We start from the raw sequence: 26996 nt of genomic DNA, 5'->3' as shown, positions 1-26996 counted from the left end.
CCGGTCAACCGGGAACAAGGCCGACCGCCAACACTGCCGGGATCACAGCGACCCACCCGGAGAACCAGTAGCCGATCATCCCGAAAGGAATGCCCCCGGACAGTCCGTCCTCGATGACCGCGAAATCGTCGTTCGTGCGTGGACGTCCCCGCAGGATCGCACCCGACGTGATCGTCACCGCAACGAGAAGGGCGAACACCACCGGGTGGTCCGGCGCTCCCAAGAACCATTGCGCGCCCACTCCCACCACGGTGACGATGCCGAGGACTGTTCCGCGCCACGGCATCTCACCGGACATGCCCAGGCTGGTAGCGCGCCACACCGCCGATGACAGCACCGCCCACGTGAGAAGTACCGCGATCCTCGCAGCGCTGTCGAAGACGGGCACCGCGACATAGCCGAGCAACATGGTCACCACGAACAGCGCCGGAATATAGGAGCGTCTGCAGACCCTGCGAACCATCAGTGTCGGCAGTGTGGGACCGCGCACCGGCCTGGCGCGGACAGTGGCGTTTCGCAACCATCCGGCGGCATAGATGTTTGCGGCTGACTCCGAGTCGAAGAGCATCGAGGAAGCGGAGAACATGGCCCGAGTCGTGCCGTTGTCCAGCGTGCGTGGAAGTCGTTGCCGCCGGATGACACCGACGATCCACCGTGCAGCAGCGACAAGAATCCCACCGACCGCTGCACCGATGAAATCCGCCAGTGCATAGCCGGTCAGAAGGCCTATCCCGCCGAAGAGAGCGACCTGCCGGGCACTGAAGGCGTCGACACGCGGGAACATCTGCTGCGGCCGGTAGTGCCATTCCCATCGGTCACGTTCCACGGCCCGCAGCGGAAGGATGCGTTCGGACACCGCGATGAGGATGGCTACCGCGAGGACGGAACAGATGACCCTGACGATCACAGTGCAATGACCCGGTCAGCGATGTCAGCGATCTGTGGAGCATGCGTGGCGACGATCACCGCCGAGCCGTCCTCAGACCGCTCCTTCAGCCGTCGACACACTTCTTCGATCCAGGCAGCATCGAGGTGTCGTTCAGGTTCGTCCAGCGTCGTCACAGCAGCCCTCTGGGCCAACTGCAGACCGAGGTAGGCACGCTGCCTCTGCCCGCTCGACAACCGGCTGGGGAGACTGCCGAGCAGTTGGGTTATTTCCCAACGCTCCATATCCACGAGGAGCTCCTCCTCAGAACAACCGACGTGGTGCGCCATGAGAGAAACGTGCTCACCGATCGTGAGGTCCGGGAAGAAAGATGGTTCAGAGATATGGAGGACCGATCCCGCACCGGCGGGAGAAGCCGGATCTACAGCGCCGTCGTTCGTATGCACCCGGACACTACCGTCGAGGGGTTCCAACTCTCCCGCGACGGTGTCAACCAGGGTGGACTTTCCTGCACCGTTGGATCCTGTCACAGCGATGATCCGTCCCGGAGACACGGTCGTATCCACCGTCCCGACAACGTCCCGGTAGCCGAAGGTGCAGGAAATGGTGAGGATGGGTACATCGTGGGACATCATTACCATCCGACAGTACCTTATGGGACACCGCTCCGGACCTGTCAGTACGCGTTTTTATCACACCTGTGATAAATTAGCGTCCATGCCGAAAGTAGTGGACCCCGGCCAGCGCCGGGCGCAGATCCTGGGCGCCGCCCTCCGACTCGTCGACACCCGCGGACTCGACGGACTTTCCTTCCGCAACGTCGCCACCGAGAGCGGGCTGAACGTGGGCAGCATCCGGAACACCTACCCCACCCAGCACGACCTGCTGGCAGATGCCGCCGTCCACGTCGGCCGGCAGATGGACGACCGCCTCGCCCGCCACGACCTCTCCGGAGAACCCGGCACCCACACCGTCAGCAGCGCCGTCGACGTCCTCGCCGAACTCCTACCGCTGGACGACACCAGGCGGCGGGAGAACATCGTGCTCGGAGAATTCATGCTCGCCTCCCGCACGCAGGCGGTGTTCCGCACCGTCACCGACGACATGTCCCGTTCCATGGAGACCGTGGTCGCGCGCGTCCTCGCCGGACTCGACGTCCCCGCCGACGGACTTCCCCGGCGCGCGGCGACGGTCAAAGCACTGATGGTGGGGATGACCTTCGACGTCACCACCGGTCACGGTGATCTCCACCCCGACGAGATGATCAGCATCCTGACCGACACCCTCCACGACATGACCGACGGGAGCACATCATGAAGTTCCCTCCCTGGCTCCTCGCCCTCCTGTTCACCGCGCTGGTCTTCTACACCGACGACTACGTGATCGCCGGCGTCCTCCCCGATCTCGCCGCCGACCTGGACGTCTCCGAAGCCCAGGCCGGGCAACTGGTCACCGTGTTCTCCCTGACCGTCGCACTCTCCGCACCGGTTGCTGCCGTGAGCCTCATACGCGTCCGGCGCAGCACCCTTTTCACCACAACCCTGACACTGTTCGCACTGGCCAACATCGCCGCGGCCGCCACCTCGGAGTTCTGGGTCCTCATGATCCTGCGCGTGGTCGCCGCGCTGTGTGCAGGTGCCTCGACGCCGGCGATCTTCTCCTGGACCGCCCGCCAGGCCCCGCCGGAGAGCATCGGCCGCTATATCAGCGTCGTCGCGATGGGTGTGACCGGGGCGATCGCGCTCGGTGTACCCGTGGGCACGACCATCGCGCATGTCTGGTCATGGCGGGGCAGTTTCCTCGTGCTGGCCGTCAGTGCCCTGGTGGCGCTGCTCGCCATCCGGATGACCATGGTCACCGACGCACAAGGCGAGGAGGAGGTCCCGGTGTCGCACCAGCTCCGCGCCCTCACCGCACCACCGGTGGCACTCACACTCGGAGTGAATGTGGTGGCGATGTCCGGGTCGATGATGGCCTTCACCTACCTCGCACCGTTTCTCGCCGGTGCCGCACCGGGCCATGAACTACGTGCCGTCGCCTTCGCCGTCTCCGGCGTCGGAGGCATCATCGGCGTCTGGTCAGGCGGCGTACTGACGGACAGGATCGGGCCCCGTCCGACGATCGTGCTGGCTCTGGTCACCCTCGGCGCAGGATGCTTCGGAGCGTGGCTGCTGTGGTCGCTGGCTCCCCTGGAAAACGCCCTGATCATCGTGCTTGTGGCCGTCGGTGCCGTACAAGCCTTGGGCGCGTTCGCCCTGTCGCCCGCACTGACGGCACTGCTCTCCATGACCGCCGGTGACGGGGCGGATGCCGCGATCGCCCTGAACACGTCCGGAACGTATCTCGGAGTCACGGCCGCCGGGGCGCTCGGTGGCGTGGTCCTCGCGACGCAGGACGCAGGTGCCGTGGTCGCCGTCTCCGGCGTGATCGTCTGTGTCGCTGCGGGACTGTTCGCCCTGACCGTGCGGGCCCGCCGCCAGTTCCCCTCGCGTGAGACTTCGTGACATTTTCCGGTGTTTCATGACGCCGCTTCCCGGAAAATGTCACGCACCCTCGGAAGTGTCGAAGGTCCACGGGGCAGCAGTGAAACGGGTATCACTGGTTGCATGACGAAAATATCCTTCCTCTCCCGGTACCGCACCCCCAAACTCCCTGTCCCCCGGCAGGGGGACACCGCACTCGTCACCGGAGCCACCTCCGGTATCGGGCAGGCCACCGCGAAGGAACTGCTCGAACGCCAGTTCCGGGTGATCGGCACCTCCCGTAACCCCACCTCCGACGCATCCCGGGCGAACACCCCTGACGGCGTCGAGCTCATCCCGTTGGACCTCAGTGATCCGGACTCGATCGCCGCCGTCCCGGCGGAACTGGAGAAACTCGGCGCCGGGCCCGTGACCGTCCTGGTCAACAATGCCGGCGAAAGCCAGAACGGCCCGCTCGAGGAACTCCCCCGCGAGGCCCTCGAACGGCTCTTCCAGGTGAATGTCATCGGCCACGTTGAACTCACACAGCTCCTGCTCCCGCAGATGCGGGGTGCGCGGCGCGGCCGCATCGTCTTCGTCGGTTCCATGCTCGGCAGCTTCCCGCTGGCCTACCGGGGAAGCTACGGGGCATCGAAGGCCGCGATCAAGGCCTTCGCGTTCTCCGCCCGGCGCGAGGTCAGCCGGTTCGGGATCGGGGTCAGCGTGATGGAGCCCGGCGCCATCAACACCGGACTGTCGGAACGACGCACCATCTACGTCGACGACCACGGCCACTACGCCGACGAGTTCCACACGATGCTCAGCCACCTCAACGACAATGAGTCCACCGGCGTCTCCGCCGAACAGGTTGCCGCAGAGATCCTCAAAGCCGTCGGTGACAAGCGCCCGCGCCCGCTCTACGCCACGGGGTCGAGTTCACATCTCGCCTTCCCCGCCGCACGCCTTCTGCCCCGGGACACCATGGGCGGGATCATCGCCGCCAAACACGGGCTGTAGAAGAAGTTCAGGGCCGTCGCGAGTAGAACAGGTCACGCCACGGCCGGGCGGACAACGCCACGACCGCGGCGCCGACGATGCCGGTGAACATGCAGGCGCTGGCGATGACATTGACCCACAGCAGCATCCCGCTGCCCAGGACGAGTTCCAGCATCAGGACGACAGCACCGATCGTGCCCACCCAGCTCAGGCCGGTGAACACCCGGTTGACCGGGTGCCGGGCCGGGCCGAAGTACCCCCGCTCAGTGAAGACGATTGCGCTGAGCATCAGCAGGATCAGCACACCGAAGTAGGAGTAGAAGATCAGCTCCCCCCACTGCGGGTCCACCCGGTCCCCGAGACGCGTGACCCCCAACAGCATCAGGAGGACGCACGCCACGGTGGTGAATCGACGGAGCATGGCACCAGCATAGGCGTTGCCGGTGTCAGAACCGGAACAACACGTCCCCCGGTTCGGACGGCTCCCCCGGCATCAGCCCCTCCTCGACGCCACCGTCCTGCTGCATCATCACCACCGAGACGATCGGGTCGAAGCCCAGACGGCCGATCGACAACGGGGCGTAGGTGGTGATCCGCTCCCCGACCTGGACCCGGCGGCCCTGCTCGACATGCAGCGAGTAACCCTGACCGTCCAACTGCGCGGTGTCGATGCCGATGTGCACGAGCACCGGGAGCTCGTCATCGGTGAGGATGAGGAAGAGGTGTGGCATCAGGCGCGTGACCACGCCCTCCACCGGTGCACAGACGGTCACGTACTCCACCCCGGGGTCGGGGACGACGGCCATCCCCGGACCCACGGTGCCCGCGGCGAACAGTGGGTCGGGCACCGCGGAGAGTGGTGCCACGGTGCCCGGCATGGGGGTCACGACGTCGAGGGTCCCCGGCCGCCGAGCGGCACCGGTGGTCCCCGTGGTCTGCGTAACCTCCGGAGCGCTCGACTTCCCTGCGTCCCCTACGTCCTTCATGGGGCCTCCGTATCCTGTTGCGGTGATGTGTGGCGGTGGCAAAAGGATAGACCGTCAGGAACCTCCGGCGCGGCATAACCGCATTATTTCGACCAGAAAAGTTCTACCCCAGGGCCGCAGGACGTGAACGGTCGGACGCCCACTGTGACCATCCGCCCACGTAGTGGCGCGCCACGGGCAGGCCGGCGTGCTCCATCAGCGCGATAAACAACGCAGAGCTCACCCCTGAGCCGGAGTAGACGACAGCCTCCGCGGCGACGTCGTCACCGGTGATGCCGTGCCCCGCGAGGCGCTCGCGCACGACCTCCGGCGGCGGGACACGCCCTTCGTCCAGAAGCTCGGCGACCGGAACCCCGATCGCCCCGGGGATGTGCCCGGCCCGGCGGTCCAGCCGCTCGCGTCGTCCCTCGAAACGGTCTGCGGGACGCGTGTCGATCAGCAGTGGTGCGGCGGCACCGGTCGTCGCCGTCGCGGAGATGTCCACGACGTCCTCCAGGGTGGCCGTGGGCATCGTCGGCGCACCACCCGCCAGCACCTCGAACGTTCCGCGTCCACGCAGGCAACCGATGCCGGCGGCGATGTCACCACCGGCGGCGAGCCATGCCGGCGTCCCTCCGTCCAGGATCCGGACATCCGTGACCCCGGCCCACCGCAGGATCCACCAGGCGCGCGCGGCGTAGATGAGCCCGCCACGGTCGTAGATGCGCACCGGCAGCCCCGGCTGAATCCCCCAGTCGTCGACGTAGTGCTGCAGGACATGCTTGTTCGGCAGCGGGTTGCGTCCCGCCTCCGGGGACGGGAACCCGGAGAGCATGGTGCCCGGGTCGCAGAAGAAGGAGCCCGGGATGTGCCGGGAGACGTAGAGGTTCCAGGCTGCGTGCTCGCCCCACTCCCAGTCGGAGTCGAGGACGGTCACGGGTTCGCCCCGGGTACTGGCCTCGAAGAGTTCCACGGCGGAAATGAATGGTTCGGTCTGGCTCTGCGTCATGGCGGCCAGTTTACGAGGGAAAGCGTCGGGGCGCTGCCCGGCGCGTCCGGTACATGCCCGGGATCACAACCAACCACGCTCGCGGGCGATACGCTACGCCTCAAAGCGCGTGGATGCTCCGGTCTTCCCCATGGCCGACGACAGGTAGTTACGGGTCGTTCCTGCCGCCAGGTGCACCGCTGCGGCAATCTGCTCGACCGAACCGCCCTGCCCCGCGACCTCGAGTACCTGGGCCTCGCGCTCAGCCAGGGGCGACTCCCCCACCCCGATCGCCGTCGCGGCGAGCTCGGGGTCCAGGTAACGACGTCCGGCATGTACCGTCCGCACCGCCGTCGCGAACTCCCCCGACGAGGAGGTCTTCGGGACGAATCCGAGCACCCCACCCGCCAGCGCACGTTTGAGCTGGCGGGGCCGGCCGTGGCTGGTGACGATGAGGACCTTCACCCCGTCCGGCAGGGATTCCGCGGTCTCGATGCCGTCGATGCCGCCCATCTGCAGGTCCATGACGACCACGTCCGGGACCGGATGGCGGTGACACCAGTCGAGCACTTCCTCGCCGGAGCCGAGCGTCGCGACGACGTCCAGGTCCTCCTCCAGGGAGAGCAGGGTCGACAGGGAACTGGCGACCAGCGATTCATCGTCCACCACGACGACGCGGATGGCGGTCTCGGCGCTCATGGCCTACTCCTTGAGGGTGAGGGTGACGTGGAAGAGACTACCGTCGCGTTCGGCGACAAGCTCGGCTCCGAGCGGTTCCGCGCGACGGCGGATACCCGCCAGGCCCGAGAGCCGTTCGATCCCCCTGGTGACGCCGTCGTTGCTCATGCAGACCGACTCGGTCTCACCGGAGACGAATGCCAGACGCACCCGCGTCGCCGAGGAATGCCGGACGACGTTGGTGGTGCCTTCACGGACCAGCCACGCTGACAGCTCCCGCATCGGCGCCGAGTGTTCTGTCGGGTCGCCGTCGACCTCCAGGTGGACGCCGGCACTGTCGAGGAGTTGGCGGGCACCCTCCACCTCGGTGGACAGGTTCACCGCACGGTAGCCGTCGACCACCTCATGCATCTCGGTGACCGACGTCCGGGCCAGCTCCTGCAGCTCCGCGAGTTCGCCGTCCAGCCGGTCGTCGCCCCGCTTCGCCAAGGCACGTGCCAACTCCGCCTTGACCGACATGGCCGCCAGTCGCTGTCCGAGGGTGTCGTGCAGCTCCTGGGAGAACCGTAGCCGCTCCTCGCTGACCTGCAGCGCCGACTCCGTGAGACGGGCGCGGTCCAGCTGCTTGGCGATGTTGACCGTCCAGGCGGACACCACAGTCGAGGCGGTCATCACCATGCCGAAGAACAGGGGCAACCAGGTCAGTTCCGACCACATCATCCAGGTCGTCACGCCGGACAACACCACCGTGACCGACCAACGGAACGGTATCCATGGCAAAATCCCGAGCGGCGCAGCCCCGAAGAACAGCATAACCAGGAAAAGCCCTACCACCGCTGTGTCCATGTCACCAAGCAGGTACATCAGCGTCCCAGACACCCATACCACCGCCGCAATAGCGGCCGCAGTACCGAGGAGTCGAGGTTTCCGTGGGCGCGGTGCCGTGGTGAACTCGGGACGGGACTCGATGACCGCCATCGGCAGAACAATCATCACTGCCGTGGCGATAAACAGGGCCGCGTACTCGGCCACAGTCAGGGCGGCTCCGGCATTACGGGGAATGAGAACCGCCAATACCAAGAGAGCAATACCTACCGAGATAATCGCCAGCTGCACTGACCCCCGGGTGTACACAGCGAGCTTCGCGCCCGCCCCCAGTTCGCGCCATGTCCGGCGCGGACTGGTGACGGACTGCAGCACTGTGGGATTCATGCGGTCCATTTAATCAGTGACGGTCATCAGTGCCGGACATCCCAGCGGACGTACCGTGCCCCGGCCCAGACACAGACCGCGGCCCACACGACGAGGATGAGCATCATCTGCCAGGTCTCGCCGATCACCTCGCCGGAGGTCAGCGGGGCCACCTCATTCATCCGGTCCACCGTGGTGTTGCCTGCCCACCCGTACTGGGCGAGGTCGAAGATCAGGGCGAACGGGGTCCGCGCAAGGACGTCGTCCACGCTCTCCGGGTAGAGCTGGCGGAAGTTGCCCATGGTGGCGAACATCAGGAGCATCACCGGCATCGAGGTGATCTGGGCAGCCTCCGGATTCTTGGTGAAACCACTCGTGACCAGTGCCAAACCACTGGTGACGACCAGCCCGAGCAGGACGGCGACGATGATCGGCACCACGTTGACCGGGCCGGGCGCTCCGAACGCCATGAGCAGTCCGGACATCACGACGGTGAACAGGATGGTCAGGACAGCCCCGGGGAAGGACGACGCTCCGAGAATCTCGGCGTCCCGTGCTTCACCGGTGCGCAGACGTTTCAGCACTCCCTCGTCGCGTCGGGTCGTGACCATCGACAGCACGGTGTAGAACTGCACGAACATCAAGGCGAAGAGCAGGAAATACTCCATCGCCATCGCGCTGGCCTCGATCTTCGACTGCTCGTCGTCACCGGAGAGTATGAAGTACATCGCCAGGCCGAAGCCCATGGGAACGAGTGTCGCGTTGACCAGTAACGTCTTGTTCCGGAGGAACTGCAGGGTCTCGGCACGGGCCAGCGCGATGAAACGCGTGACGGGCGAACCGCCGGTACGGGTGGGTGTGCGGTCGGTGGTGGTGGGGGCTGTTGCGGTGCTCATGATGGTTCCTTTCAGACGGAGGAGTCGGTGCCGGCGATCTTGCTGAAGACCCGTTCCAGGCTGGCCGGGCGGGCGGAGAAGTGCTCCAGGGAGACGTTGTTGCTGGCCGCCCAGTCCAGTAGCCGGTGGGTGTCCTCCTGCAGTCGCGAGGTCTCGATCCGCAACTGTTCACCGTCCCTGGTGACCTGTGCCCCGGGGAAGGACGGGAAGATGTCCTGCATACGGCCGGCGTTTCCTGCGGTCCCGGCGCCCCCGGACTGCGGAAGGGTGAAGCTGATCTCGGCGCCCTCGGTGGCGGCGAGTTCGTCCAACCGTCCTTCCACGGCGATCACGCCGTTGTTCATGATGGCGATCCGGTCGGCGAGCTTCTCCGCTTCCTCGAGGTAGTGGGTCGTGAGAATCATCGTCACACCACGGTTCTTCAGTGTGGAGAGCAGCTCCCAGGTCCGGCTGCGTGACTCCGGGTCGAGGCCGGTCGTCGGCTCGTCAAGGATGATGATGCTGGGGTCGTTGAGCAGGGCACAGGCGAGGTCGAGCCGACGCTGCTCACCGCCGGAGAGCGAGCCGACGCGGACGTCGGTGCGGTGGTTGAGGTCCACTTCGCCGAGCACGTCGTCGACAGGCAGCGGAGTGGAACACGTGCCGGCCCACATGCGCATCGTCTCGGAAACGGTCAGCTCCTTGGGCAGCCCGCCGGACTGCAGCATGATGCCGAGCTCAGGACGGATCTGTGCGCGGTCGGCGACGGGATCCTTGTCCAGGACGCGGACGGTGCCGTCCGTCGGGGCGGCGAGCCCCTCGACGATTTCGAGGGTGGAGGTCTTCCCGGCGCCATTGGTGCCGAGCAGTCCGTAGACCTCGCCCTGTCGCACGTCGAAGGAGACTCCCTTGACGGCGGTGTAGGCGTCCTTCTTCTTTTTCGACTGGTAGGTCCGTGTCAGGTCATGAACGCTGATGGCTGGTGTCGTGGTCATGACACCGATCCTGCCCGGCGGACGACATCACAGGTAGAGGGGTTTGTCACGAGCTGCGCCGCGGATGTCACGTGGATTTCATGACAGATGTCACCACCACCCACCTTAACGAAAATAGTTTAGGCTATCCTTTTACAGATTCATCCGCTGACCACTGAGGAACCCCATGACCATCACCCTCCCCGCACCTGTACGCCGTCTCTCGGCGGTCGTCTGTGCCAGCGCTCTCGCCGTCTCACTCGTCTCCTGCTCCAGCGACTCCACCGACGCCGGTGCATCCGACGACTCCGGTGCCAACTCGTCCTCCTTCCCCGTCACCATCGACTCCGCCCTCGGCTCGGCGACGATCGATGAAGAACCCGAACGTGTGGTCACCATCGGCTGGGGTAGCCAGGACATCGCCCTCGCTCTCGGTGTCACCCCCGTGGGCATGCCGGACATGAGCAGTGACACCAACGACGGCACCGGCATCCTGCCCTGGGACCGCGAACACATCGACAGTGGTGACGGGGGTGACGGGGGTACCACGCCCGAACTGCTCGACGCCACGTCAGACGATCTCCCCTACGAGGACATCCTCAATCTGGAGCCGGACGTGATCCTGGCCGTCAACTCCGGGGTCACCGACGACCAGTACTCCCGACTCAGCGACATCGCGCCCACCGTCGCCTACCCCGGCGAGGCCTGGCAGACCAGCTGGGAGGATCAGACCACCATCGTCGGCGAAGCACTCGGCCGCAGTGAGCAGGCCGAGAAGCTCGTCGACGATACCCACCAGCTCATCGCCGACGCCAAGGCGGAACACCCCGAGTTCGAGGGAAAGACCATCGCCTTCGCGTCGGGCACCACCGGTGAAGGTCTCAACACCTACCTCGCCACCGACTCACGGATCAGCCTGCTGGAACAGCTCGGCTTCACCGTCGCGCCCAGTGTCCCGACCACCGGAGATTCCTTCGCCGTGCAGGTCAGCAAGGAGAACTGGGCGTCGCTCGACTCCGACGTCCTGGTCTCCTGGTACCTCAGTGAGGATATCCGGGAATCATTGGAATCCGACCCCGGGTTCGCCCGCATCCCCGCCGTGGAGCGTGGCGGCTATGTGCCGCTGACTGACCCGCCGATGGTGTATGCCACCAGTGCGATCTCGGTCCTGAGCCTGCCGTGGATGCTCGACAACTACCTGCCGCTGCTGCAGTCCGCAGCCGAGGGCGAGTCACCACTGTGACCGACGGGAACCTCCTTCCTGTCCCGGACCCCGCCAGCATTCCCGCCCTCGAGTCCCTTGTCACCGGTGCCCGGGTCGTCGGCTGGTCCGAAGGCCTGCACAACTGCGCCGAGTACCTGTCGGCCCGCAACGCGGTGATCGTCCACGGTGTGCGCGCCGGCTGGTTTCGGCTGATCGCAGCAGAAACCAATGTGGACCGGGCACAGTCAGTCGACCGCTACCTTGCCGGGCAGGGCCCAGATGATCCGCCGGACGACGTGGTCACTGCGATGTGGTCCTGGTTCCGGACCCCGCTGGCGCACAATGCTGCGCTGCTGCGGTGGCTTCGTGGACACAACGCCGGCGTCCCCTCCTCACGGCGGGTGATCTTCGCCGGGTTGGATGCCTTCGGCGGCGGGGACAGCGGCGGCGCCCACCGGGACCTCGCTGTCCGCGACCGGGCCCAGTTCGACAACCTCCGCCGGTTCGCGGCCGACCATCCCGACGAGCGCATCCTGGTTTTCGAGCAGACCGAACACCTCGACCCCTCACTCGAGGGATCCCTCGGCACGCACCTCGCCCGGGAAGAACTCGGCGCCTACCGGGTCGCCGGCGCACTGTGGACTCCTGGCGACCCACGGGCCCGTTACCCACTCGGCGTCTACAGGCCACTCGCCGAGGCCGCTGTTCGTGCACGGACCAGTTCCACACCCATCGTCGATGGCATCAACCTGTTTCCCCAGGCACGGTCCGGCCCATTCGACCTGCTGCTGATGTCTGACGTCCTGCACGATGCTCCGAGGTAGACAACGATCCCACCACACCCGAAAGTGTTGTCCCCGGAGTCGCTCCCATATGCGCGACCACCGGCAGTTCCCGTAGCCTTGCCCGGCGCACCTGCCCACCCTGCAAGACCGGAGAGATGATTCCCCTGGCCATCCAGCCCACACCACGCCTGCAGGCGACCTATCTCCCCGACGAATACGGGTTCGCCTGGTGGGGTGTCCCGGACATTCCGTCCACGATGGCCACCGCAGGCCTACCGGACGGGCGTATGACGACGACGCGTCTCGTCGTTTCCGACGGGGAGACGCTCAACGTCGAGGACGTCGACGTCTGTGTCACCGACCTCACCACCACTGCCCAGTGTCTGTCGGCGCTGACCCGGGTTCGTCACCTCGACGATTCGGCGAGGGCGTGGCGTACGGCGAGCCGCTTCACCCTCCGTCCACGCACCCGTCGCGGCCGCGACGCCGACGAGGCCTTCGCTGAGGTGGCCGCCACTCTGCCACCTGCCGGCCATGCCGTCCCCAACCCGGACGGCACGGCGATCCCGACCGCAGACGCACTCATCGCCCGGTTCCGGACGGACCTGGACACCGCCGAACAGCTCCACACCGGACAGGTGCAGGCAGACCTGCGTCCCTACCAGGCACACGGGGTGTCCTGGCTGCGGGACCGCGTGCGCGACGACGGAGGCGCGGTACTCGCCGACGACATGGGACTCGGCAAGACGCTGCAGGTCATCGCCCTGCTCGAGACACGTCCTGCAGCACGTCCGCATTTGGTCGTCTGCCCCACCTCGCTCCTGGGCAACTGGGCACGCGAGCTGCAACGCTTCGCACCCCACATGGAGGTCCTGCGGTACCACGGTTCCGCCCGCCGGCTTCCCGACGATCTGCCCGCCGGCACGGTCGTCCTCACCAGCTACCCGCTCCTGCGCTCGGACCACGGCGCACAGGACGACTCGTCCGACCCGTCCGGCCTGACGTCCCGCCGGTGGGACCTGGCCGTCTTCGACGAAGCCCAGCAGCTCAAGAACCCCACCTCGCAGGTCACCCGGGCCGCTGTCGACGTCGATGCTACTGCACGAATCATCATGACGGGCACGCCGGTAGAGAACAACCTGGACGAACTATGGTCGTTGTTCTCCGTGGCCGTCCCCCAGGTGCTGGGAACCAGGCCACGGTTCCGCACACGCTTCGCCACCCCGATCAGGCAACGGCAGTCCCGCACCGCGGCAGCCCGCCTGTCGGACACCATCGCGCCGTACATGCTGCGACGCACCAAAGGTGAGGTCGCACTCGAACTCCCCGAGCGCCTGGACTCCACGGTGATCTGCGGACTCACACCGGCGCAACGCACCCTCTACCGCGACGCCGTCACCGCCGCGTTCACCACCGGTTTCCACACCGGTGCCGGCCGCAGCGGTCAGATCCTCACCCTGCTGACCTCCCTGAAGCAGATCTGCAACCACCCCGACCAGTACCTGCGGAAGGACGATCCGAACCAGCACCCCGACCACCACGCTGACCGCTACGTCGGCCGCTCCGCGAAGTTCGGCCGGGTCGCCGAGATGGTGGACGAAATCGTCGCCGCCGGGAAGTACGCCCTGATCTTCACCCAGTACCGGGCCATGGGCGAGATACTGGCCGCCGGGCTCGCCGAACAGCTCGGGTGCGATCCCCTGCCGTTCCTCCACGGGGGTCTCCCCGCCGCCGAGCGGGACGAGATGGTCCGTCGTTTCCAGGAGGACGAGGACGCTCCGCCCGTGCTGATCCTCAGTCTGCGGGCCGCGGGCTTCGGCCTGAACCTGACCCGCGCATCGCATGTCATCCACTACGACCGCTGGTGGAACCCGGCGGTGGAGGAACAGGCGACGGCACGGGCACACCGCATCGGACAGAAGAACAGGCTCAGCGTCCACACCCTGGTCGTGGGCGGGACATTCGAGGACTACATCGAGAAGATGCACCGGGCGAAGAAAGGCCTGGCCGATGCCGTCACCGGCGATGACAGTGCCGAACTGACCAGCATGTCCGACGAAGAGCTGCGCGACGTCCTCGAACTGAAGGAGACCTACTGATGGCCGACACGGAATTCGGTGCCACGCTCTGGGGGCGGGCCTGGCTGCGCACCGTGGAACGCACCGACGGGCCACCGCGCAGCAACCTCCCCAAGGCACGCAGTCTCGCCAGGAACCACAAGGTCGAGCTGGTCCTTTCCGGATCCCCGACGGCGACAGTGCGCGATGGGACTTCCACCTCCACCGTCGTCCTGAACCTGGCTCCGTGGACTGAGAAGGAAGCCGGTGCCGCCGCCGACGTGTTGTCCGCCTACCGTCCGGACCCCAGCGGCGACCTCCCCGACGACCTGCTCGCACAACTCACCGCGGCCGACGTGTCGGTCACCCCCGACACACCGGATGACACGGCGACGTGCACATGCCGTGCACGGAAGCGACCGTGCGCGCATATCCTCGCCGCGATCTACGCCCTGGTACTGCAGATCGACGAGCGGCCCGTCACCGCGTTGGAGCTCCGGAGCACCGCGGTGCCCTGGGGCGACGGTGCGGGGACGCCGACCGCCTGGATTCCGCTGGACGCGATCGACGCTGCCACGTTCTTCGACTCACCGCGTGCGCCGTAGCTGGCTCGGGCGGAAATGGGCACCATCCTGGGAACGCACTCGGACCGGATCGTGTGCACAGGACGGTGCCCATTCGCAGAGCTGTGGATAAGTCCGGGCCGCTCCCCCGGTAGTGGTGTTAGATCAGTCCCATGGGGACACAATTCGGGGGATACCACTGGACCAAGGCGGAGAAAGACGGGCGCATCAGACCCGGGCGGGGACCTCTCTTCACGCGTCGCGTCTACCCGTCGCGGGTGCCACGGCTACGAAAAGACGCCCTCAGTTCCGGTGTGCCCAGGCGCACAGCCGACAGGTGGGAGGCACCCGTGCGCAGCGTGCTGCTGCCGCCGGCGGATCCGACACCTGCGTGGATGACCGGGCACCGCCTCGGCCCCGACGGCTGGACGGGCTGTGAACCTGAGCCCTACCGGTGGGACATCCTCACCCGGCTCCGCTGCCACTGGTTGCTGGCCCGGGACTGCGTGGGGGCAGGCTGGTGCGCCGCCGCTGCACACGGACTTCCGTACTGGGCGGACAACGAGAGCGTCGTCCTGCTCTCCCGCAGGCTGCGCCGCAACCCTACTGCCCCGGGTGGGCCCGTCTTCCGCAGGTTGCGTGACAACCTGCCGACTGTGAACGTCGATCCCCGGTTCCCCGATCTCCGGATCGTAGATGCCCCGACGGCCGCTGCCCAGTGCGTGGCCACGATTCTCGCAGAGAAGAAGACATGGTGGACGCCCGACGTTCCGGGTCTCACTGACGTGGAGGTCCGTGCGACCCAGTTCATCGATGCCTTCTACCAGTGCACTCTGGTCACCGCCGACGATGTTCTGGCAGGGGCGAGGCACATCGTGGATCGACGCCGTGTGAAGAGACTCCTCGAACTCAGTGATGAAGGAGCCCAGTCCCCCATGGAGACGATTCTGCGTCTCATCGTCCGCGAAGAGATCCCTTCGCACTGTTCCTGGACCTCCCAGGTCACGGTCTCGTTGGAGGACGGTGCGGTGCTCGACGAGCACGAGGCACGGCACGTCCGCGGCAAGAAGACCACACCGGATCTCGTCTGCCGTGAACTGCAGGTGGCGCTCTACTACGACGGTAGACACCACACGAACGCGGAGCAGCAGGAGACCGATTTCCGTCTGTACCAGAAGCTCAAGACCCTCGGGTGGGAGGCGGTACGGATCAACAAGGACCTCATCAGGGACCGGGACGAATTGCTCGAGCACGTGCGCCATGCTGTTGCCACCGCCCTGCGCCTCCGCCAGACCCCCTGACGCGAATCGGCACCATCCTGTGCCCGCGATCAGGGTGATACGCGTACACAGGATGGTGCCTGTTTCCCCGTTGTACTGCCCGGGGAGGGGCAGCGGACTACCCTTCGTGTGCCACCGAGCCGATGGACAGTGCGTCCGCGGTCGGGTCAGCCACTCCGTCGGCATTGCGCGGCAGGTCCACCTTCACGGTGTCCCCGTCACGGACTTCACCGGCCAGCAACTTCTTCGCCAGCGCATCGCCGATCGCCTTCTGGATCAGGCGGCGCAGCGGCCGGGCACCGTAGGCCGGTTCGTAGCCGCGCTCGGCGAGCCACACCTTGGCGTCTTCGGTGACCTGCAGCTCCAGGCGCCGGGCAGCCAGTCGCTCGGCGAGCTGCGCGACCTGGATCTCCACGATGGAGGTCAGCTGCTCCTGCGACAGGGCGTCGAAGATGACCACGTCGTCCAGCCGGTTGATGAACTCCGGCTTGAACGCCGCCTTCACCGCGTTCATCACCTGGTCGTCCGAACCACCGGCACCGAGGTTCGAGGTGAGGATCAGGATGGTGTTGCGGAAGTCCACCGTCCTGCCCTGCCCGTCGGTCAGGCGACCTTCGTCCAGGACCTGCAGCAGCACGTCGAAGACATCCGGGTGCGCCTTCTCCACCTCGTCGAACAGCACCACCGTGTACGGCCGGCGACGCACGGCCTCGGTCAGCTGACCACCGGCGTCGTAGCCGACGTATCCGGGAGGGGCACCGACCAGGCGGGCCACGGAGTGCTTCTCGCCGTACTCCGACATGTCGATGCGGACCATGGCGTGCTCGTCGTCGAAGAGGAACTCCGCCAGGGACTTCGCCAGCTCGGTCTTGCCGACACCGGTCGGCCCGAGGAAGAGGAACGAACCGGTCGGACGGTCCGGGTCGGCGACACCCGCGCGGGCACGGCGTACCGCGTCCGACACGGCGGTGACGGCCTCGTTCTGGCCGACGACCCGCCCGCCGAGGACCTTCTCCATGGCCAGCAGCTTCTCGGTCTCACCCTCCAGCATCTTGCCGGCGGGCACACCGGTCCACGCGGAGACGACCTCGGCGATGGTGTCCGGGGTGACCTCCTCGGTGAGCATGCGCTGTTCCTCGGCCTGGGCAGCATCGTACTCGGCCTCACCGACCTGCTTCTCCAGCTCCGGGATGCGGCCGTAGCGCAGTTCGGCGACCCGGGCGTAGTCCCCGTCGCGCTCGGCGATCTCGGATTCGGTGCGCAGGTTGTCGAGTTCCTCCTTCAGTTCACGTAACCGGTCGATGGACCCGCGCTCGTTCTCCCAGCGGGCCATGAGCCCGTTGAGCTTCTCGCGCTCGTCCTCGAGTTCGGCCCGCAGCTTCTCCAGGCGGTCCTTGGAGGCGTCGTCGGTCTCCTGGCTGAGTGCCATCTCTTCGATCTCGAGGCGTCGGACGATTCGTTCGGAGTCGTCGATCTCCTCGGGGCGCGAGTCGATCTCCATGCGCAGCCGGGACGCGGCCTCGTCGACCAGGTCGATGGCCTTGTCCGGCAGGAACCGGCTGGTGATGTACCGGTCCGACAGGGATGCGGCGCTGACCAGCGCGGAGTCCTGGATGCGAACACCGTGGTGCACCTCGTAGCGTTCCTTGAGTCCACGGAGGATACCGACGGTGTCCTCCACGGTCGGCTCACCGACGTAGACCTGCTGGAAACGACGTTCCAGGGCGGCGTCCTTCTCGATGTACTTGCGGTACTCATCGAGCGTGGTCGCGCCGACGAGGCGGAGTTCGCCCCGGGCGAGCAGCGGCTTGATCATGTTACCGGCGTCCATGGCGGATTCACCGGTGGCGCCGGCACCGACGATGGTGTGCAGCTCGTCGATGAAGGTGACGACCTCGCCCTCGGCCTCCTTGATCTCGTCGAGGACGGCCTTGAGGCGTTCCTCGAACTCGCCGCGGTACTTCGCGCCGGCGACCATGGAGCCCAGGTCGAGGCTGATCAACTTCTTGCCACGCAGGGATTCCGGGACGTCTCCGGCGACGATGCGCCGGGCCAGCCCCTCGACGATGGCGGTCTTGCCCACGCCGGGCTCACCGATGAGCACGGGGTTGTTCTTCGTGCGACGGGACAGTACCTGGACCACGCGGCGGATCTCCTGGTCGCGTCCGATGACCGGGTCGATCTTGCCCTCGCGGGCCCGGGCGGTGAGGTCGGTGGAGTACTTCTCCAGCGCCTGGAACTGGCCTTCCGGCTCCTCGGTGGTGACCTTGCGGTTGCCGCGCACGGACTCGAAGGCGCCACGGACGGCCTCGAAGGTGCCACCTCGGGTGTGCAGGGCCTTGGCTGCCTCGGAGTCTCCCTTGGCGATGCCGGCCAGCAGTACCTCGGTGGAGACGTAGGAGTCGCCGAGCTCCTCGGCGAGTTCCTGGGCCGCGGTGAGGGCGTTCAGGGCGTCCCGGTTGAAGTTCGGGTTCGCCATGCCGGACCCGGACGCCTGCGGGTGCCCGGCGACGAGGTCGCGGGCGTCACGCAGGACGTCGTCGGCGTCGACACCGGCCGCCTGCAGGACGGGGCGGGCGATGGAGTCCTCCTGGTCGAGGATCGCCACGAGGAGGTGCGCCGGACGGATGTCCGGGTTCCCGTTGGCGCTGGCGGACTGCAGGGCGGCCTGCATCGCCTCTTGGGTTCGGGTGGTGGGGGTGAATCCGCTCATCGTCAGTCTCCTGTTCTGCGGGTGCGTGCCGGTGTCTACTTTAGCGTGTTCGTGTCAACTTTCGCTTACGGTCATTCCAACGTCATCAGGGTTGAGTCTGTTCCACTCAATATACCTATTATGATGTGATCTGCATCACTTTCTCGTGTCGGCACGGACGATGCCCGCGGACATGCCACAATGGTCCCCATGACACAGGAGAGGGGACTGACCACCGATCTCGGCGACCTGACCTCGGCAGTGCAGGTCGCACGCGAGCGCATCGACAGCATCACCGCACACACCCGCACCCACTTCACCGCTCTGGCCACTCCCCTCGCCCCCGACCATTCCCCGTCCACGGCCGACGGTGCCGCCGCCCCTGCGGCACCTGTCCCCCGCGGGATGCTGCGCCGGGCCGTCCTGTACGCCTCACACGGACTCACCGGCGACCAGGCGGAGTTCAGCGGGCACCACACCGACTACCTCGCCTACCTAGGCCGTGACCTCCGCAAGTTCGGGGTGACGATGCAGCACTACGAAGCAGCTGCCGAAGCTGCCGGCCGCGCCGTCTGCGAAGAATTCGACTACCCCTACCCCGGAATCGACCTGACCTACCGACGCGCCGCCGAACTGGGTATCCCCGACGGCCTGACAGAGCTTCTGCAGGCGGTGGACAATGCCGTGCGGATCGTCGCACTCGGTGCGGTCGAGGACGACGAGGCCGGTGTCCCCGCCTCACTGTCCGCCACGGTCCTCGAGGTCGCGCACCGCACCGCACAGACCACCGTCGTGCGACTGCAGGCGTCGTCCCCTGAGACAGGGTGGGCCGGGCAGACACTGGAGGTCCGGACCCCCGCTGCGCCGGACGAGTGGCAGCAGTACGCCTCGGCGTTGCCTCCGAACCAGGCCGGCTACCTGGAGTTCCACTGCCCTGCGTCCGCAGGCGAACCCGAGGTCGGCGAGACCTGGGTCGTCGCCAATCCGACCGGCGGACTCGGCGTCCCCACCGGCGACGACGCCCCGTCCGGCGTCGTGATGATCGCCGTCAACTCCGGCCTGGCCGCGCTGCGCGCCCTGGTAATGGAGGTGTCCGGCGCAGACGACCCACCACCGGTCCACCTGTTCTGGGGGACCGACACCTCCCGCGACCTGCACGGACTCACTGACCTCCGCGGACTGGAGCGCGGCTTCCCCTGGTTCACCTTCACCCCCGTCGTCTCCGACGAGGACCACGTCACCGCCGCGGAGACAGCCCTGTCGACAGCGCTGGCAGCAGCTCACCGTGACAGCACCCTCGTCCTGATCTCCGGGGAGGACCCCGACACCGTCCGCGACCAGGTGCGGACCCTCACCGGTGCCGGTGTGGATCCTGAGCAGATCATCGCCGAGCCATGACCGTCATACCGTCCACCCCGCACCCCATCGTCACCGCCGGGGCGACGAACCCGCCGACCAGCTGGCCCACCCACCGTCACGACTGCCATGAACTGGTGTGGGTACGGCGCGGTGCGATGACCACCCGCGCACACGACCGCATCTTCGCCGTCCCCGAAGGTCGCGGCATCTGGATCCCCGCCGAGACGGACCACTCCGGCGACGTGTCCTCAGGAGTCACGCTCTACGGCACCCTCTTCTCCCCCGACCACTCACCCGAAGGCTTCGCCCCACCGGACGAGGTGACCGTGGTGGCCATGAACCCCGTCCTCGAATCCCTGCTCACCCACCTCGGGCAGGACACCCTGTCGGACGGCGAACGACGCCGCGCCGAAGCCGTGGTCTTCGACGTCCTGCATCCCGTGACCACCCCGCTGGACCTCCCTGTCCCCGACGACCCCCGCATCGCCCCTGTCGTCCGCGCCCTGCTGGCTGATCCCGGCGACCTCAGCGGGTTGGAGGTCTGGGCCAGACGGCTCGGCACCAGCGAGCGCACCGTCACCCGCGCCTTCCGCGAGTCCACCGGCCTTCCCTTCGGGCAGTGGCGCCTGACACTGCGCATCCAGCGCGCACTCACCCTGCTCAGCGAAGGGGCACCCGTGCAGGACGTCGCCAGCACCCTCGGCTACGCCCAGACCAGCACCTTCATCGACACTTTCCGCCGGATGATGGGCACGACGCCCGGCGCCTACCGGCCGAGCCACCATCTCAAAGATGTCCGCTGACCCGAATCGGGTGTCCTGAAAACGAGATTGCGGACACGGGTTATGCTGCCCTACTCTTCTTGAGGTTAGGCTATGCCATCTCCCGGCCAACTCCCGGCCATCTCCCCGAAGGATCACCAGAACACCCATGTCCACCGCATCCGCCCGCACCCTGGAAGGCGAGAACCTCACCCTCGGCTACGGCAGGTCCACGGTGATCCACGACGTCTCCGTCACCCTCGAACCGGGCACCGTCACCGCACTCGTCGGGCCGAACGGTTCCGGGAAGTCCACGCTGCTGCGCTCCCTGGCCCGCCTCCACCCCGTCAACCAGGGCGCCGTCCGCCTCGACGGTGACGACATCTGCCTGCTCAACCCCCGCGACGTCGCCACCCGACTCACCCTCTTCTCCCAGTCCCGGCCCACCCCCGACGGGCTGACCGTGCGCGAGATCGTCGGCTTCGGACGCCACCCCCACCGCCGCCGTTTCGCCGGGCTCGGCCCCGACGACCACGCCAGTATCGACCATGCCCTGCAGGTCACCGGCATGGCGGACAAGGCTGACCGCAACGCCGGTGAGCTCTCCGGCGGTGAAGTCCAACGTGCCTGGCTGGCCGCCTGCCTCGCCCAGGACACCGGCGTCATCCTGCTCGACGAGCCCACCAACCACCTCGACCTGCGCTTCCAGACCGAGATCCTCGACCTCATCCGCGATCTCGCCGACGGACACAGCTCCAGTCCCGTCGCCGTCGGCGTCGTCCTGCACGACCTCGACCACGCCCTGCGCGTCGCCGACAACCTCGTCCTGCTCACCGAGGGCCGTGTCCTCGCCACCGGGCCGCCCCAGGACGTCCTGACCGCCGAGAACATCAGCACCGCCTATGACATCCCCGTCGACGTCGGTGTGGACCCCCGCACCGGCCGCCTGCGCATCGACCCGATCGGACGACACCCTGACCGTGGGTGCGTCCGGACCACCCCCTGAAAGGACCATCCATGCACCTCTCCAGAATCCGGCGCCGGTTCCCCACCGCCGCCACGGCGCTCACCGCGGCCGTAGCCACCGCGACGCTCACCCTCGCCGCCTGCGGCACCACCGACACCGGCTCGTCCGACGCCTCCGGCGAAGCGCCCACCTCCGGCGCCGCCGGCTGCGACAGTGACATCGAGACCAGCACCGACCCGGTCTCCATGACCGACGACCTCGGACGCACCGTGGAACTCGACAGGCCCGCCAGCCGCGTCGCGGTCCTGGAGTGGCAGGAGATCGAGGACGCGATCAGCCTCTGCGTCGACCCGGTCGCCGTCGCGTCCCCCGACGACTACAGCACCTACGTCAGTGCCGAGGCCCTGCCCGACGACGTCGTCAACGCCGGCGAGCGCGGCGAGCCCGACCTCGACGCCATCTACGGCGCCGACCCCGACCTGATCATCGTCGAGGCGTTCAGCGCCGATGACGCCGTGCTCACCCAGCTGGAGGAACGCGACGTCCCCGTCCTCGCGGTGAAAGGTGCCGACGCCGCCGACCAGATCGGGACGGTCAAGAACGTCCTCACCAAGATCGGTGAAGCCACCGGCCGCTCCGCCCGCGCCGCGGAGATCAACCAGGAATTCGACGACCACCTCGCCGCTGCCCGCGACGACCTCGCCGACACCGTGGCCACCCTCAAGGACCGCGACGAATCCGACTTCCTCTACTTCGACGGCTGGGTCGAGAGCGGGAACCTGACCATCCGGCCCTACACCACCGGTGCGTTGATGACTCAGCTCGGCGAAGAACTGGGCATGACCTCCGCCTGGACCGACGACATCAACGACTCCTACGGCGACGGCGGGGTGGACCCCTCCTACGGTCTCGCCCAGACCGACATCGAAGGCCTCACCGCCGTCGGCGACGCGAACCTCTTCTACACCGGGTCCCAGGGTGGCGCCGACGACTACGTCAAGGCGATGACCTCCAACCCGATCTGGAACAACCTGCCCGCCGTCAAGGACAACCGCACCCACGAGTTCCCCAACGACCTCTGGGCCGCCGGTGGCCCGCGTTCCTGCATCCAGCTGATCGACGCCTTCGTCGACGCAGTCAAGGCTGTGGCAGGCTCAGAAGGCTCTGAAGGATCCTCCGACTCCAAGTGAGGACGACCAGAACACCCCTCGCGCCACTTGCGCTGATCGTTGCCCTGGTCCTGGGGATTGTCTGCGTCAGCGCCTGGCACCTGACCCAGGGCACCTCCGGTCTCGGTATCCGTGACCTGGTCCTGTACGCCGTAGGGCACCCGGGTGCGCCGCAGGACATCAACGGCGTACCCGTCCACAGCATTCTCTCCGGATCGCGGATCCCCCGGCTGTTGGCCGGGATCACGGTCGGATTCGCGCTCGGCGTCGCCGGCATCCTCCTGCAGTCGGTGACGCGCAACCAACTGGCGTCCCCCGACACCCTCGCGGTGACCGCCGGATCCTATGTGACCCTGACTGCGGTGGCGGCGTTCGGCGTCAGCGTGCCGTTCTGGGCATCCGGCCTGGTCGCCTTCGCCGGTGGCCTGGCCAGCGCGACCCTGGTCCTGACCCTCACGGGTGCGGGGTCCGGCCACGGCGGTTCCACCGGGACGACGAAGCTCATCCTCGCCGGCTCCGCGATCGCCATGGCACTGGACGCGGTCACCGGCATGCTGCTGATCCTGTTCAGCCAGAACACCACCGGGCTGTTCGCCTGGGGCTCCGGGTCCCTGTCCCAGCTGAGCGTGGATGCCTCAGCCCGCGCCGTACCTGTCATCCTGCTCGGGCTCGTCGCCGCAGTCGTGATGTCCCGCCGCCTCGACGTCCTCTCCCTCGGCGACGACGACACCGCCACCACCCTCGGCATCCCGGTCCGTGCCACCCGTGCCACCGCCGTCGTCCTCGCGGTCCTGCTCACCGCCCTGTCCGTGACCGTCGCCGGACCGTTGGGCTTCATCGGGCTGGGCGCCCCGGTGCTCGCCCGGCTGCTCTCCACCCGCCTCCGCGGCCTGCGCCACCACGCCGTGCTCATTCCCGTGACCGGGCTGGTCGGCGCACTACTCGTCCTGTTGTCCGACGCACTGCTGCGCACCGTCCTCGGCGCCGAACAGGCCGCGTCGATCCCCACCGGCATCCCGACCTCGCTGCTCGGCGCCGTGGTCATCGTGGTCCTGGCGATGCGTATGCGTGACCAGGGCGTGGTGCGTTCCGCCCGCTCCAACGCCGGTGCCCGACGTGGAACATTCACCCCCGCCCAGGCCCGGCGTCGTTTCCTGCTGGTCCTGGGTATCACCGTCCTGCTGCTCGTCGGTGCTGTCATCTACGGCCTGCTCGCCGGCAGCCTGTGGCTCAAGCTCGGCGACGTGGCACTGTGGCTACGCGACGCCGCTCCGGATCTGGTCGGTGGAGCCCTGGACACCCGCGTCCCCCGGGTCGCCGCCGCCGTCCTGGCCGGCGCCGCGCTCGGTGTGGCAGGCACGGTGGTGCAGGGGACGGTCCGCAACCCCCTGGCCGAACCCGGACTGCTCGGCATCACCGCCGGCGCCGGACTGGGCGCCGTCATCGCCACCACCCTGCTCCCCGACGGCGGTCGTCCCGTCCTCGTCGCTCTGGCAGTGGCGACGGGCCTGGCGACCTTCACCCTGGTCACGGGCCTGGCCTGGCGGGGCGGTCTGCTCCCGGACCGCTTCGTGCTCATCGGTATCGGCTGCGGCTACGGCATCTCTGCGGTGACGACATTCCTGCTGCTGCGGGCGAACCCCTACGACACACCACGGATCTTCACCTGGTTGTCCGGGACGACCTACGGCAGGACGTTCCCCGACGTCCTCCCCGTCGCCGTGGTCCTGCTGATGTCCCTGCCGGTGCTGGTCATGCTGCGGCGGCACCTGGACCTGATGTCGATGGACGAGGACACACCGCGGGTCCTCGGCGTGACGGTGGAACGTACGAGGCTGGGGCTGCTGACACTCTCGGCCGTGTTGGCCGCGGTGAGCGTGGTGGCCGTCGGTGTGGTCGGATTCGTCGGACTGGTGGCCCCTCACCTGGCCCGGGCACTGGTCGGAGGACGGCACGCCCGCGTACTGCCGGTGGCGATGGTGCTCGGCGCGGCGATGGTGTGCCTCGCCGACGGGCTGGGCCGTTCTCTGATCGCCCCGGCGCAGGTGCCCGCCGGGCTGATGATCGCCCTGGTCGGTGCGCCGTACTTCGTGTGGCTGCTGCGCAGGACGTGACGGTCCGTGACATTTTCCGGGCTTCCATGCCATGGATCGACGGAATCTGTCACGCACTCTCGCGGTGCACTACCGTAGAGAGTCGGACGTGGCAGGGGGTCGCGTCCAGGGGAGGGAATGATGAGGAAGAAGTACTGGACGACGCGCGAGCTGCGTGCGCTCGGCAAGACCGGCAACGAGATCACCGCAGCGGTCCGACGCGGGGAGATCCACCGGATCGCCTTCAGTCTGTACACCAGCGAGAAACCGACGGACATGGTGAAGCTCGCCGCGCTGGCATGGGCACGGCCCGGCCTGGTCTACACCGGACCGACCGCGGCCTTCCTCCATGGACTGATGCCGATGAGCTGGCCGGCGCACGGGTCCATCTCACGCGGCAGAAGCAGCGACGGAGGGAAACTCCTGCGTCTCACGACGGCCGTGCAGCAGCACAGCGTACGGGTCAACGACGTGCCTGTATTGTCGGCGCTGGCCACCGCCATCGACTGCCAGGAGGTCGGGGTGCGCGAGCGTCGCGACTTCCTGCAGCGCAGCTACGGCGGAGTGAAGGGCAACGGGCGCCTGGCCGCGGACCTTGCCGCCCTGCCTCCGTCCCGCCGCGCCCGCGCCGCCGACCTGACCGGTGGATTGATCACCGGCACGGCCAGCAACCTGGAGTTGCGGGCGGTGCGTGCCATCGTGATCGCACTCGATGGCCTGGACGTCACTGTCGAGGTCAACTCCATGATCCGCGGTTACTACTTCGACATCGTCATCCCGGAGGCCCGGGTGTGCATCGAGATCGACAGCTGGTTCTACCACTCTGCGGAGACGGCGAGCAGCGAGGACTTCGTCAAGGACCGCTGGAAGGGTAATGCCGCGGTGCGGTGGGGGTGGACGCTGCTGCGCTACCCGGACGCGAGCATCAGGAAAGCGTTGGACGAGGTAGCGGCGGAGGTCCTGGACACGGTGGAGTTCAATCTGGCGAATCCACGGGCGCGCAAGCTCCGCACGCACGAACTGCCGACGGATCGGCAGGTGTGGCTGTGGCACCCGAGGTAGGCGCCACAGGGAAAGTCAGTGCGTGACAGATTCAAGCGTTCAGTGGCGGTGGCTGCCGGATTCTGTCACGCACCCTCAGGTGCCCGGGGTCTGCTACGCGCCCTTCTGGCCGATCTCCAGGTCCTGCCGGTGTCCCTTGAGGACGGGAAGCCCCTTACGGACCTTCTCCACATGGTTCGGGTCGATGTCGACCATGAGGATCTGGGCCACGTAGCCGGTCTCCGCCAACCGTGCGCCGCCGGGACTGACGATCACGGAGTGCCCGATGCCCGTCGGCCCGTCATTCTGCCCGTAGCGGTCCGGGGATCCGGGCCGTGCCTGTCCGGCCGCGACGACATAACTGGTCGTGTCGAGCGCACGGGCGGCGGTGAGGGTGCGCCACTGGTCGAGTTTACCGGGGCCGTCGGTCCAGGCGGTGGGGACGACCATGACCGTGGCACCCTCTTCCGCCAGCGCGTAGAAGTGTCCGGGGAAACGGATGTCGTAGCAGGTCGCCAGGCCGATGGTCACGCCGTTGATGTCGTAGGTGACCCGACGGGTACCGGGTTTGACGGTGTCGGACTCCCGGTAGCCGAAAGCGTCGAAGGTGTGGATCTTGTGGTAGTGCTCGGTGCCCTGCGGACCGGTGATCAGCAGGGTGTTGTGGACGCGTCGGAACTTGTTCGCCTGTCCGGAGCCCTCCACCGGCTCGGTCTGCAGTTCCCCCGACGGCAACCGGAAGACGGTGTCGGCAGGGGTGAACATGCCGACGACGGCGGTCGTCCCGGCGTCCTTCGCCGCTTTCTCGACGGCGCGGGCGAAAGGACCGTCGAGTGGTTGGGCGATGACGTCGAGGCGTCCGGCATCGAAGGGGAACATCGCAGCCTCAGGGAAGACCACCAGGTCGGCGCCGTTTTCGGCGGATCCGGCGATATAGGATCTGATTTTCTCGAGGTTCTTGTCGACGTCCGGCACGGAGTTCATCTGGATGACGGCGATGCGCATGCTGC

Annotated in this window: 25 protein-coding genes; 14 read left to right on the top strand and 11 right to left on the bottom strand. The window is 67.3% G+C overall.

All coding sequences use genetic code 11. The features are described from left to right. Nucleotides 1-4 precede the first annotated feature (4 nt). Nucleotides 5-907 (bottom strand): hypothetical protein, encoded by a 903-nt coding sequence (locus FS507_RS08715; RefSeq protein WP_145942390.1) that lies wholly within the window; start codon nt 905-907, stop codon nt 5-7. Next, nucleotides 904-1527 (bottom strand): ABC transporter ATP-binding protein, encoded by a 624-nt coding sequence (locus FS507_RS08710; protein WP_145942389.1) that lies wholly within the window; start codon nt 1525-1527, stop codon nt 904-906. Before FS507_RS08710 ends, FS507_RS08715 begins: the two co-directional genes overlap by 4 nt. Before the next feature lie 76 nt (nt 1528-1603). Here FS507_RS08710 and FS507_RS08705 point away from each other — a divergent pair, with 76 nt between their 5' ends. From FS507_RS08705 to FS507_RS08695, 3 genes are all read left to right on the top strand, one after another. Next, a complete protein-coding gene (locus tag FS507_RS08705; protein ID WP_186314616.1) occupies nt 1604-2203 on the top strand; it encodes a TetR/AcrR family transcriptional regulator in 600 nt (199 codons plus the stop codon). Next, nucleotides 2200-3390 carry an MFS transporter gene (locus tag FS507_RS08700; RefSeq protein WP_145942387.1) on the top strand — a complete coding sequence of 397 codons (1191 nt, stop codon included), beginning with the start codon at nt 2200-2202 and terminating at the stop codon, nt 3388-3390. The genes FS507_RS08705 and FS507_RS08700 overlap by 4 nt, the downstream gene beginning before the upstream one ends. A 102-nt stretch (nt 3391-3492) precedes the next feature. Next, the gene (locus FS507_RS08695) at nt 3493-4365 is read left to right on the top strand and encodes an SDR family oxidoreductase (protein WP_145942386.1); all 873 of its coding nucleotides are present in this window, start codon (nt 3493-3495) and stop codon (nt 4363-4365) included. A gap of 7 nt (nt 4366-4372) precedes the next feature. Here FS507_RS08695 and FS507_RS08690 read toward each other — a convergent pair whose 3' ends face one another. The 7 genes from FS507_RS08690 to FS507_RS08660 all read right to left on the bottom strand — a co-directional run bounded on the left by FS507_RS08690 (nt 4373) and on the right by FS507_RS08660 (nt 10036). Further along, nucleotides 4373-4765: a hypothetical protein gene (locus FS507_RS08690; protein WP_052540306.1), complete on the bottom strand. Its 393-nt coding sequence runs from the start codon at nt 4763-4765 to the stop codon at nt 4373-4375. A gap of 25 nt (nt 4766-4790) precedes the next feature. After that, a complete protein-coding gene (locus FS507_RS08685; protein ID WP_145942385.1) occupies nt 4791-5330 on the bottom strand; it encodes a PTS sugar transporter subunit IIA in 540 nt (179 codons plus the stop codon). Between the two features lie 103 nt (nt 5331-5433). Then, on the bottom strand, nt 5434-6318 hold the full coding sequence (locus tag FS507_RS08680; RefSeq protein WP_145942384.1) for a sulfurtransferase: 885 nt from the start codon (nt 6316-6318) through the stop codon (nt 5434-5436). A gap of 93 nt (nt 6319-6411) precedes the next feature. Beyond that, nucleotides 6412-6996 (bottom strand): response regulator transcription factor, encoded by a 585-nt coding sequence (locus tag FS507_RS08675; RefSeq protein ID WP_145942383.1) that lies wholly within the window; start codon nt 6994-6996, stop codon nt 6412-6414. Nucleotides 6997-6999: 3 nt separating this feature from the next. Further along, the gene (locus FS507_RS08670; protein ID WP_145942382.1) at nt 7000-8187 is read right to left on the bottom strand and encodes a sensor histidine kinase; all 1188 of its coding nucleotides are present in this window, start codon (nt 8185-8187) and stop codon (nt 7000-7002) included. A gap of 26 nt (nt 8188-8213) precedes the next feature. Continuing rightward, nucleotides 8214-9062, bottom strand: coding sequence for an ABC transporter permease (locus tag FS507_RS08665; RefSeq protein ID WP_145942381.1), 849 nt, complete (start codon nt 9060-9062; stop codon nt 8214-8216). Nucleotides 9063-9073: 11 nt separating this feature from the next. Further along, nucleotides 9074-10036, bottom strand: coding sequence for an ABC transporter ATP-binding protein (locus tag FS507_RS08660; protein WP_145942380.1), 963 nt, complete (start codon nt 10034-10036; stop codon nt 9074-9076). A 166-nt stretch (nt 10037-10202) separates the two neighbouring features. Between FS507_RS08660 and FS507_RS08655 the strand changes: the two genes are divergently transcribed. The 5 genes from FS507_RS08655 to FS507_RS08635 all read left to right on the top strand — a co-directional run bounded on the left by FS507_RS08655 (nt 10203) and on the right by FS507_RS08635 (nt 15925). Then, nucleotides 10203-11258 carry an iron-siderophore ABC transporter substrate-binding protein gene (locus FS507_RS08655; RefSeq protein ID WP_145942379.1) on the top strand — a complete coding sequence of 352 codons (1056 nt, stop codon included), beginning with the start codon at nt 10203-10205 and terminating at the stop codon, nt 11256-11258. Then, nucleotides 11255-12043, top strand: a complete 789-nt coding sequence (locus FS507_RS08650; protein WP_186314615.1) for an erythromycin esterase family protein — start codon at nt 11255-11257, stop codon at nt 12041-12043. Before FS507_RS08655 ends, FS507_RS08650 begins: the two co-directional genes overlap by 4 nt. Before the next feature lie 116 nt (nt 12044-12159). Continuing rightward, a complete protein-coding gene (locus FS507_RS08645; RefSeq protein ID WP_145942377.1) occupies nt 12160-14103 on the top strand; it encodes a DEAD/DEAH box helicase in 1944 nt (647 codons plus the stop codon). Beyond that, nucleotides 14103-14666 (top strand): SWIM zinc finger family protein, encoded by a 564-nt coding sequence (locus FS507_RS08640; RefSeq protein ID WP_145942376.1) that lies wholly within the window; start codon nt 14103-14105, stop codon nt 14664-14666. The genes FS507_RS08645 and FS507_RS08640 overlap by 1 nt, the downstream gene beginning before the upstream one ends. A 308-nt stretch (nt 14667-14974) precedes the next feature. Next, the gene (locus tag FS507_RS08635; protein WP_260853247.1) at nt 14975-15925 is read left to right on the top strand and encodes a hypothetical protein; all 951 of its coding nucleotides are present in this window, start codon (nt 14975-14977) and stop codon (nt 15923-15925) included. A 97-nt stretch (nt 15926-16022) separates the two neighbouring features. On the opposite strand, the gene clpB is transcribed toward FS507_RS08635, so the two are convergent. Continuing rightward, nucleotides 16023-18617, bottom strand: a complete 2595-nt coding sequence (gene clpB, locus FS507_RS08630) for an ATP-dependent chaperone ClpB (RefSeq protein ID WP_145942374.1) — start codon at nt 18615-18617, stop codon at nt 16023-16025. Nucleotides 18618-18806: 189 nt separating this feature from the next. Between clpB and FS507_RS08625 the strand changes: the two genes are divergently transcribed. From FS507_RS08625 to FS507_RS18475, 6 genes are all read left to right on the top strand, one after another. Continuing rightward, nucleotides 18807-19994, top strand: coding sequence for a hypothetical protein (locus FS507_RS08625; RefSeq protein WP_145942373.1), 1188 nt, complete (start codon nt 18807-18809; stop codon nt 19992-19994). After that, on the top strand, nt 19991-20758 hold the full coding sequence (locus FS507_RS08620; RefSeq protein ID WP_145942372.1) for a helix-turn-helix transcriptional regulator: 768 nt from the start codon (nt 19991-19993) through the stop codon (nt 20756-20758). The genes FS507_RS08625 and FS507_RS08620 overlap by 4 nt, the downstream gene beginning before the upstream one ends. 127 nt (nt 20759-20885) lie before the next feature. Next, entirely contained in the window at nt 20886-21722 is an 837-nt protein-coding gene (locus FS507_RS08615) for an ABC transporter ATP-binding protein (RefSeq protein ID WP_145942371.1), read from the top strand. 11 nt (nt 21723-21733) lie between these two features. Next, complete coding sequence (locus FS507_RS08610; protein ID WP_145942370.1) at nt 21734-22873, top strand: ABC transporter substrate-binding protein; 1140 nt, start codon at nt 21734-21736, stop codon at nt 22871-22873. Beyond that, nucleotides 22870-24966 carry an iron ABC transporter permease gene (locus tag FS507_RS08605; protein ID WP_222121399.1) on the top strand — a complete coding sequence of 699 codons (2097 nt, stop codon included), beginning with the start codon at nt 22870-22872 and terminating at the stop codon, nt 24964-24966. Before FS507_RS08610 ends, FS507_RS08605 begins: the two co-directional genes overlap by 4 nt. 117 nt (nt 24967-25083) lie before the next feature. Further along, the gene (locus FS507_RS18475; RefSeq protein WP_260853246.1) at nt 25084-26007 is read left to right on the top strand and encodes a hypothetical protein; all 924 of its coding nucleotides are present in this window, start codon (nt 25084-25086) and stop codon (nt 26005-26007) included. A gap of 93 nt (nt 26008-26100) precedes the next feature. Here the strand turns inward: FS507_RS18475 and FS507_RS08595 are convergent, their stop codons facing one another. Continuing rightward, entirely contained in the window at nt 26101-26991 is an 891-nt protein-coding gene (locus FS507_RS08595; RefSeq protein ID WP_145942368.1) for a carbon-nitrogen hydrolase family protein, read from the bottom strand. Between the last annotated feature and the right edge of the window lie 5 nt (nt 26992-26996).

Source organism: Corynebacterium glyciniphilum AJ 3170 (genome assembly GCF_007673095.1).
Lineage (GTDB): Bacteria > Actinomycetota > Actinomycetes > Mycobacteriales > Mycobacteriaceae > Corynebacterium.
The sequence above is the reverse complement of the archived record's forward strand: the minus strand, read 5'-3'. Positions and strand labels throughout refer to the sequence as shown.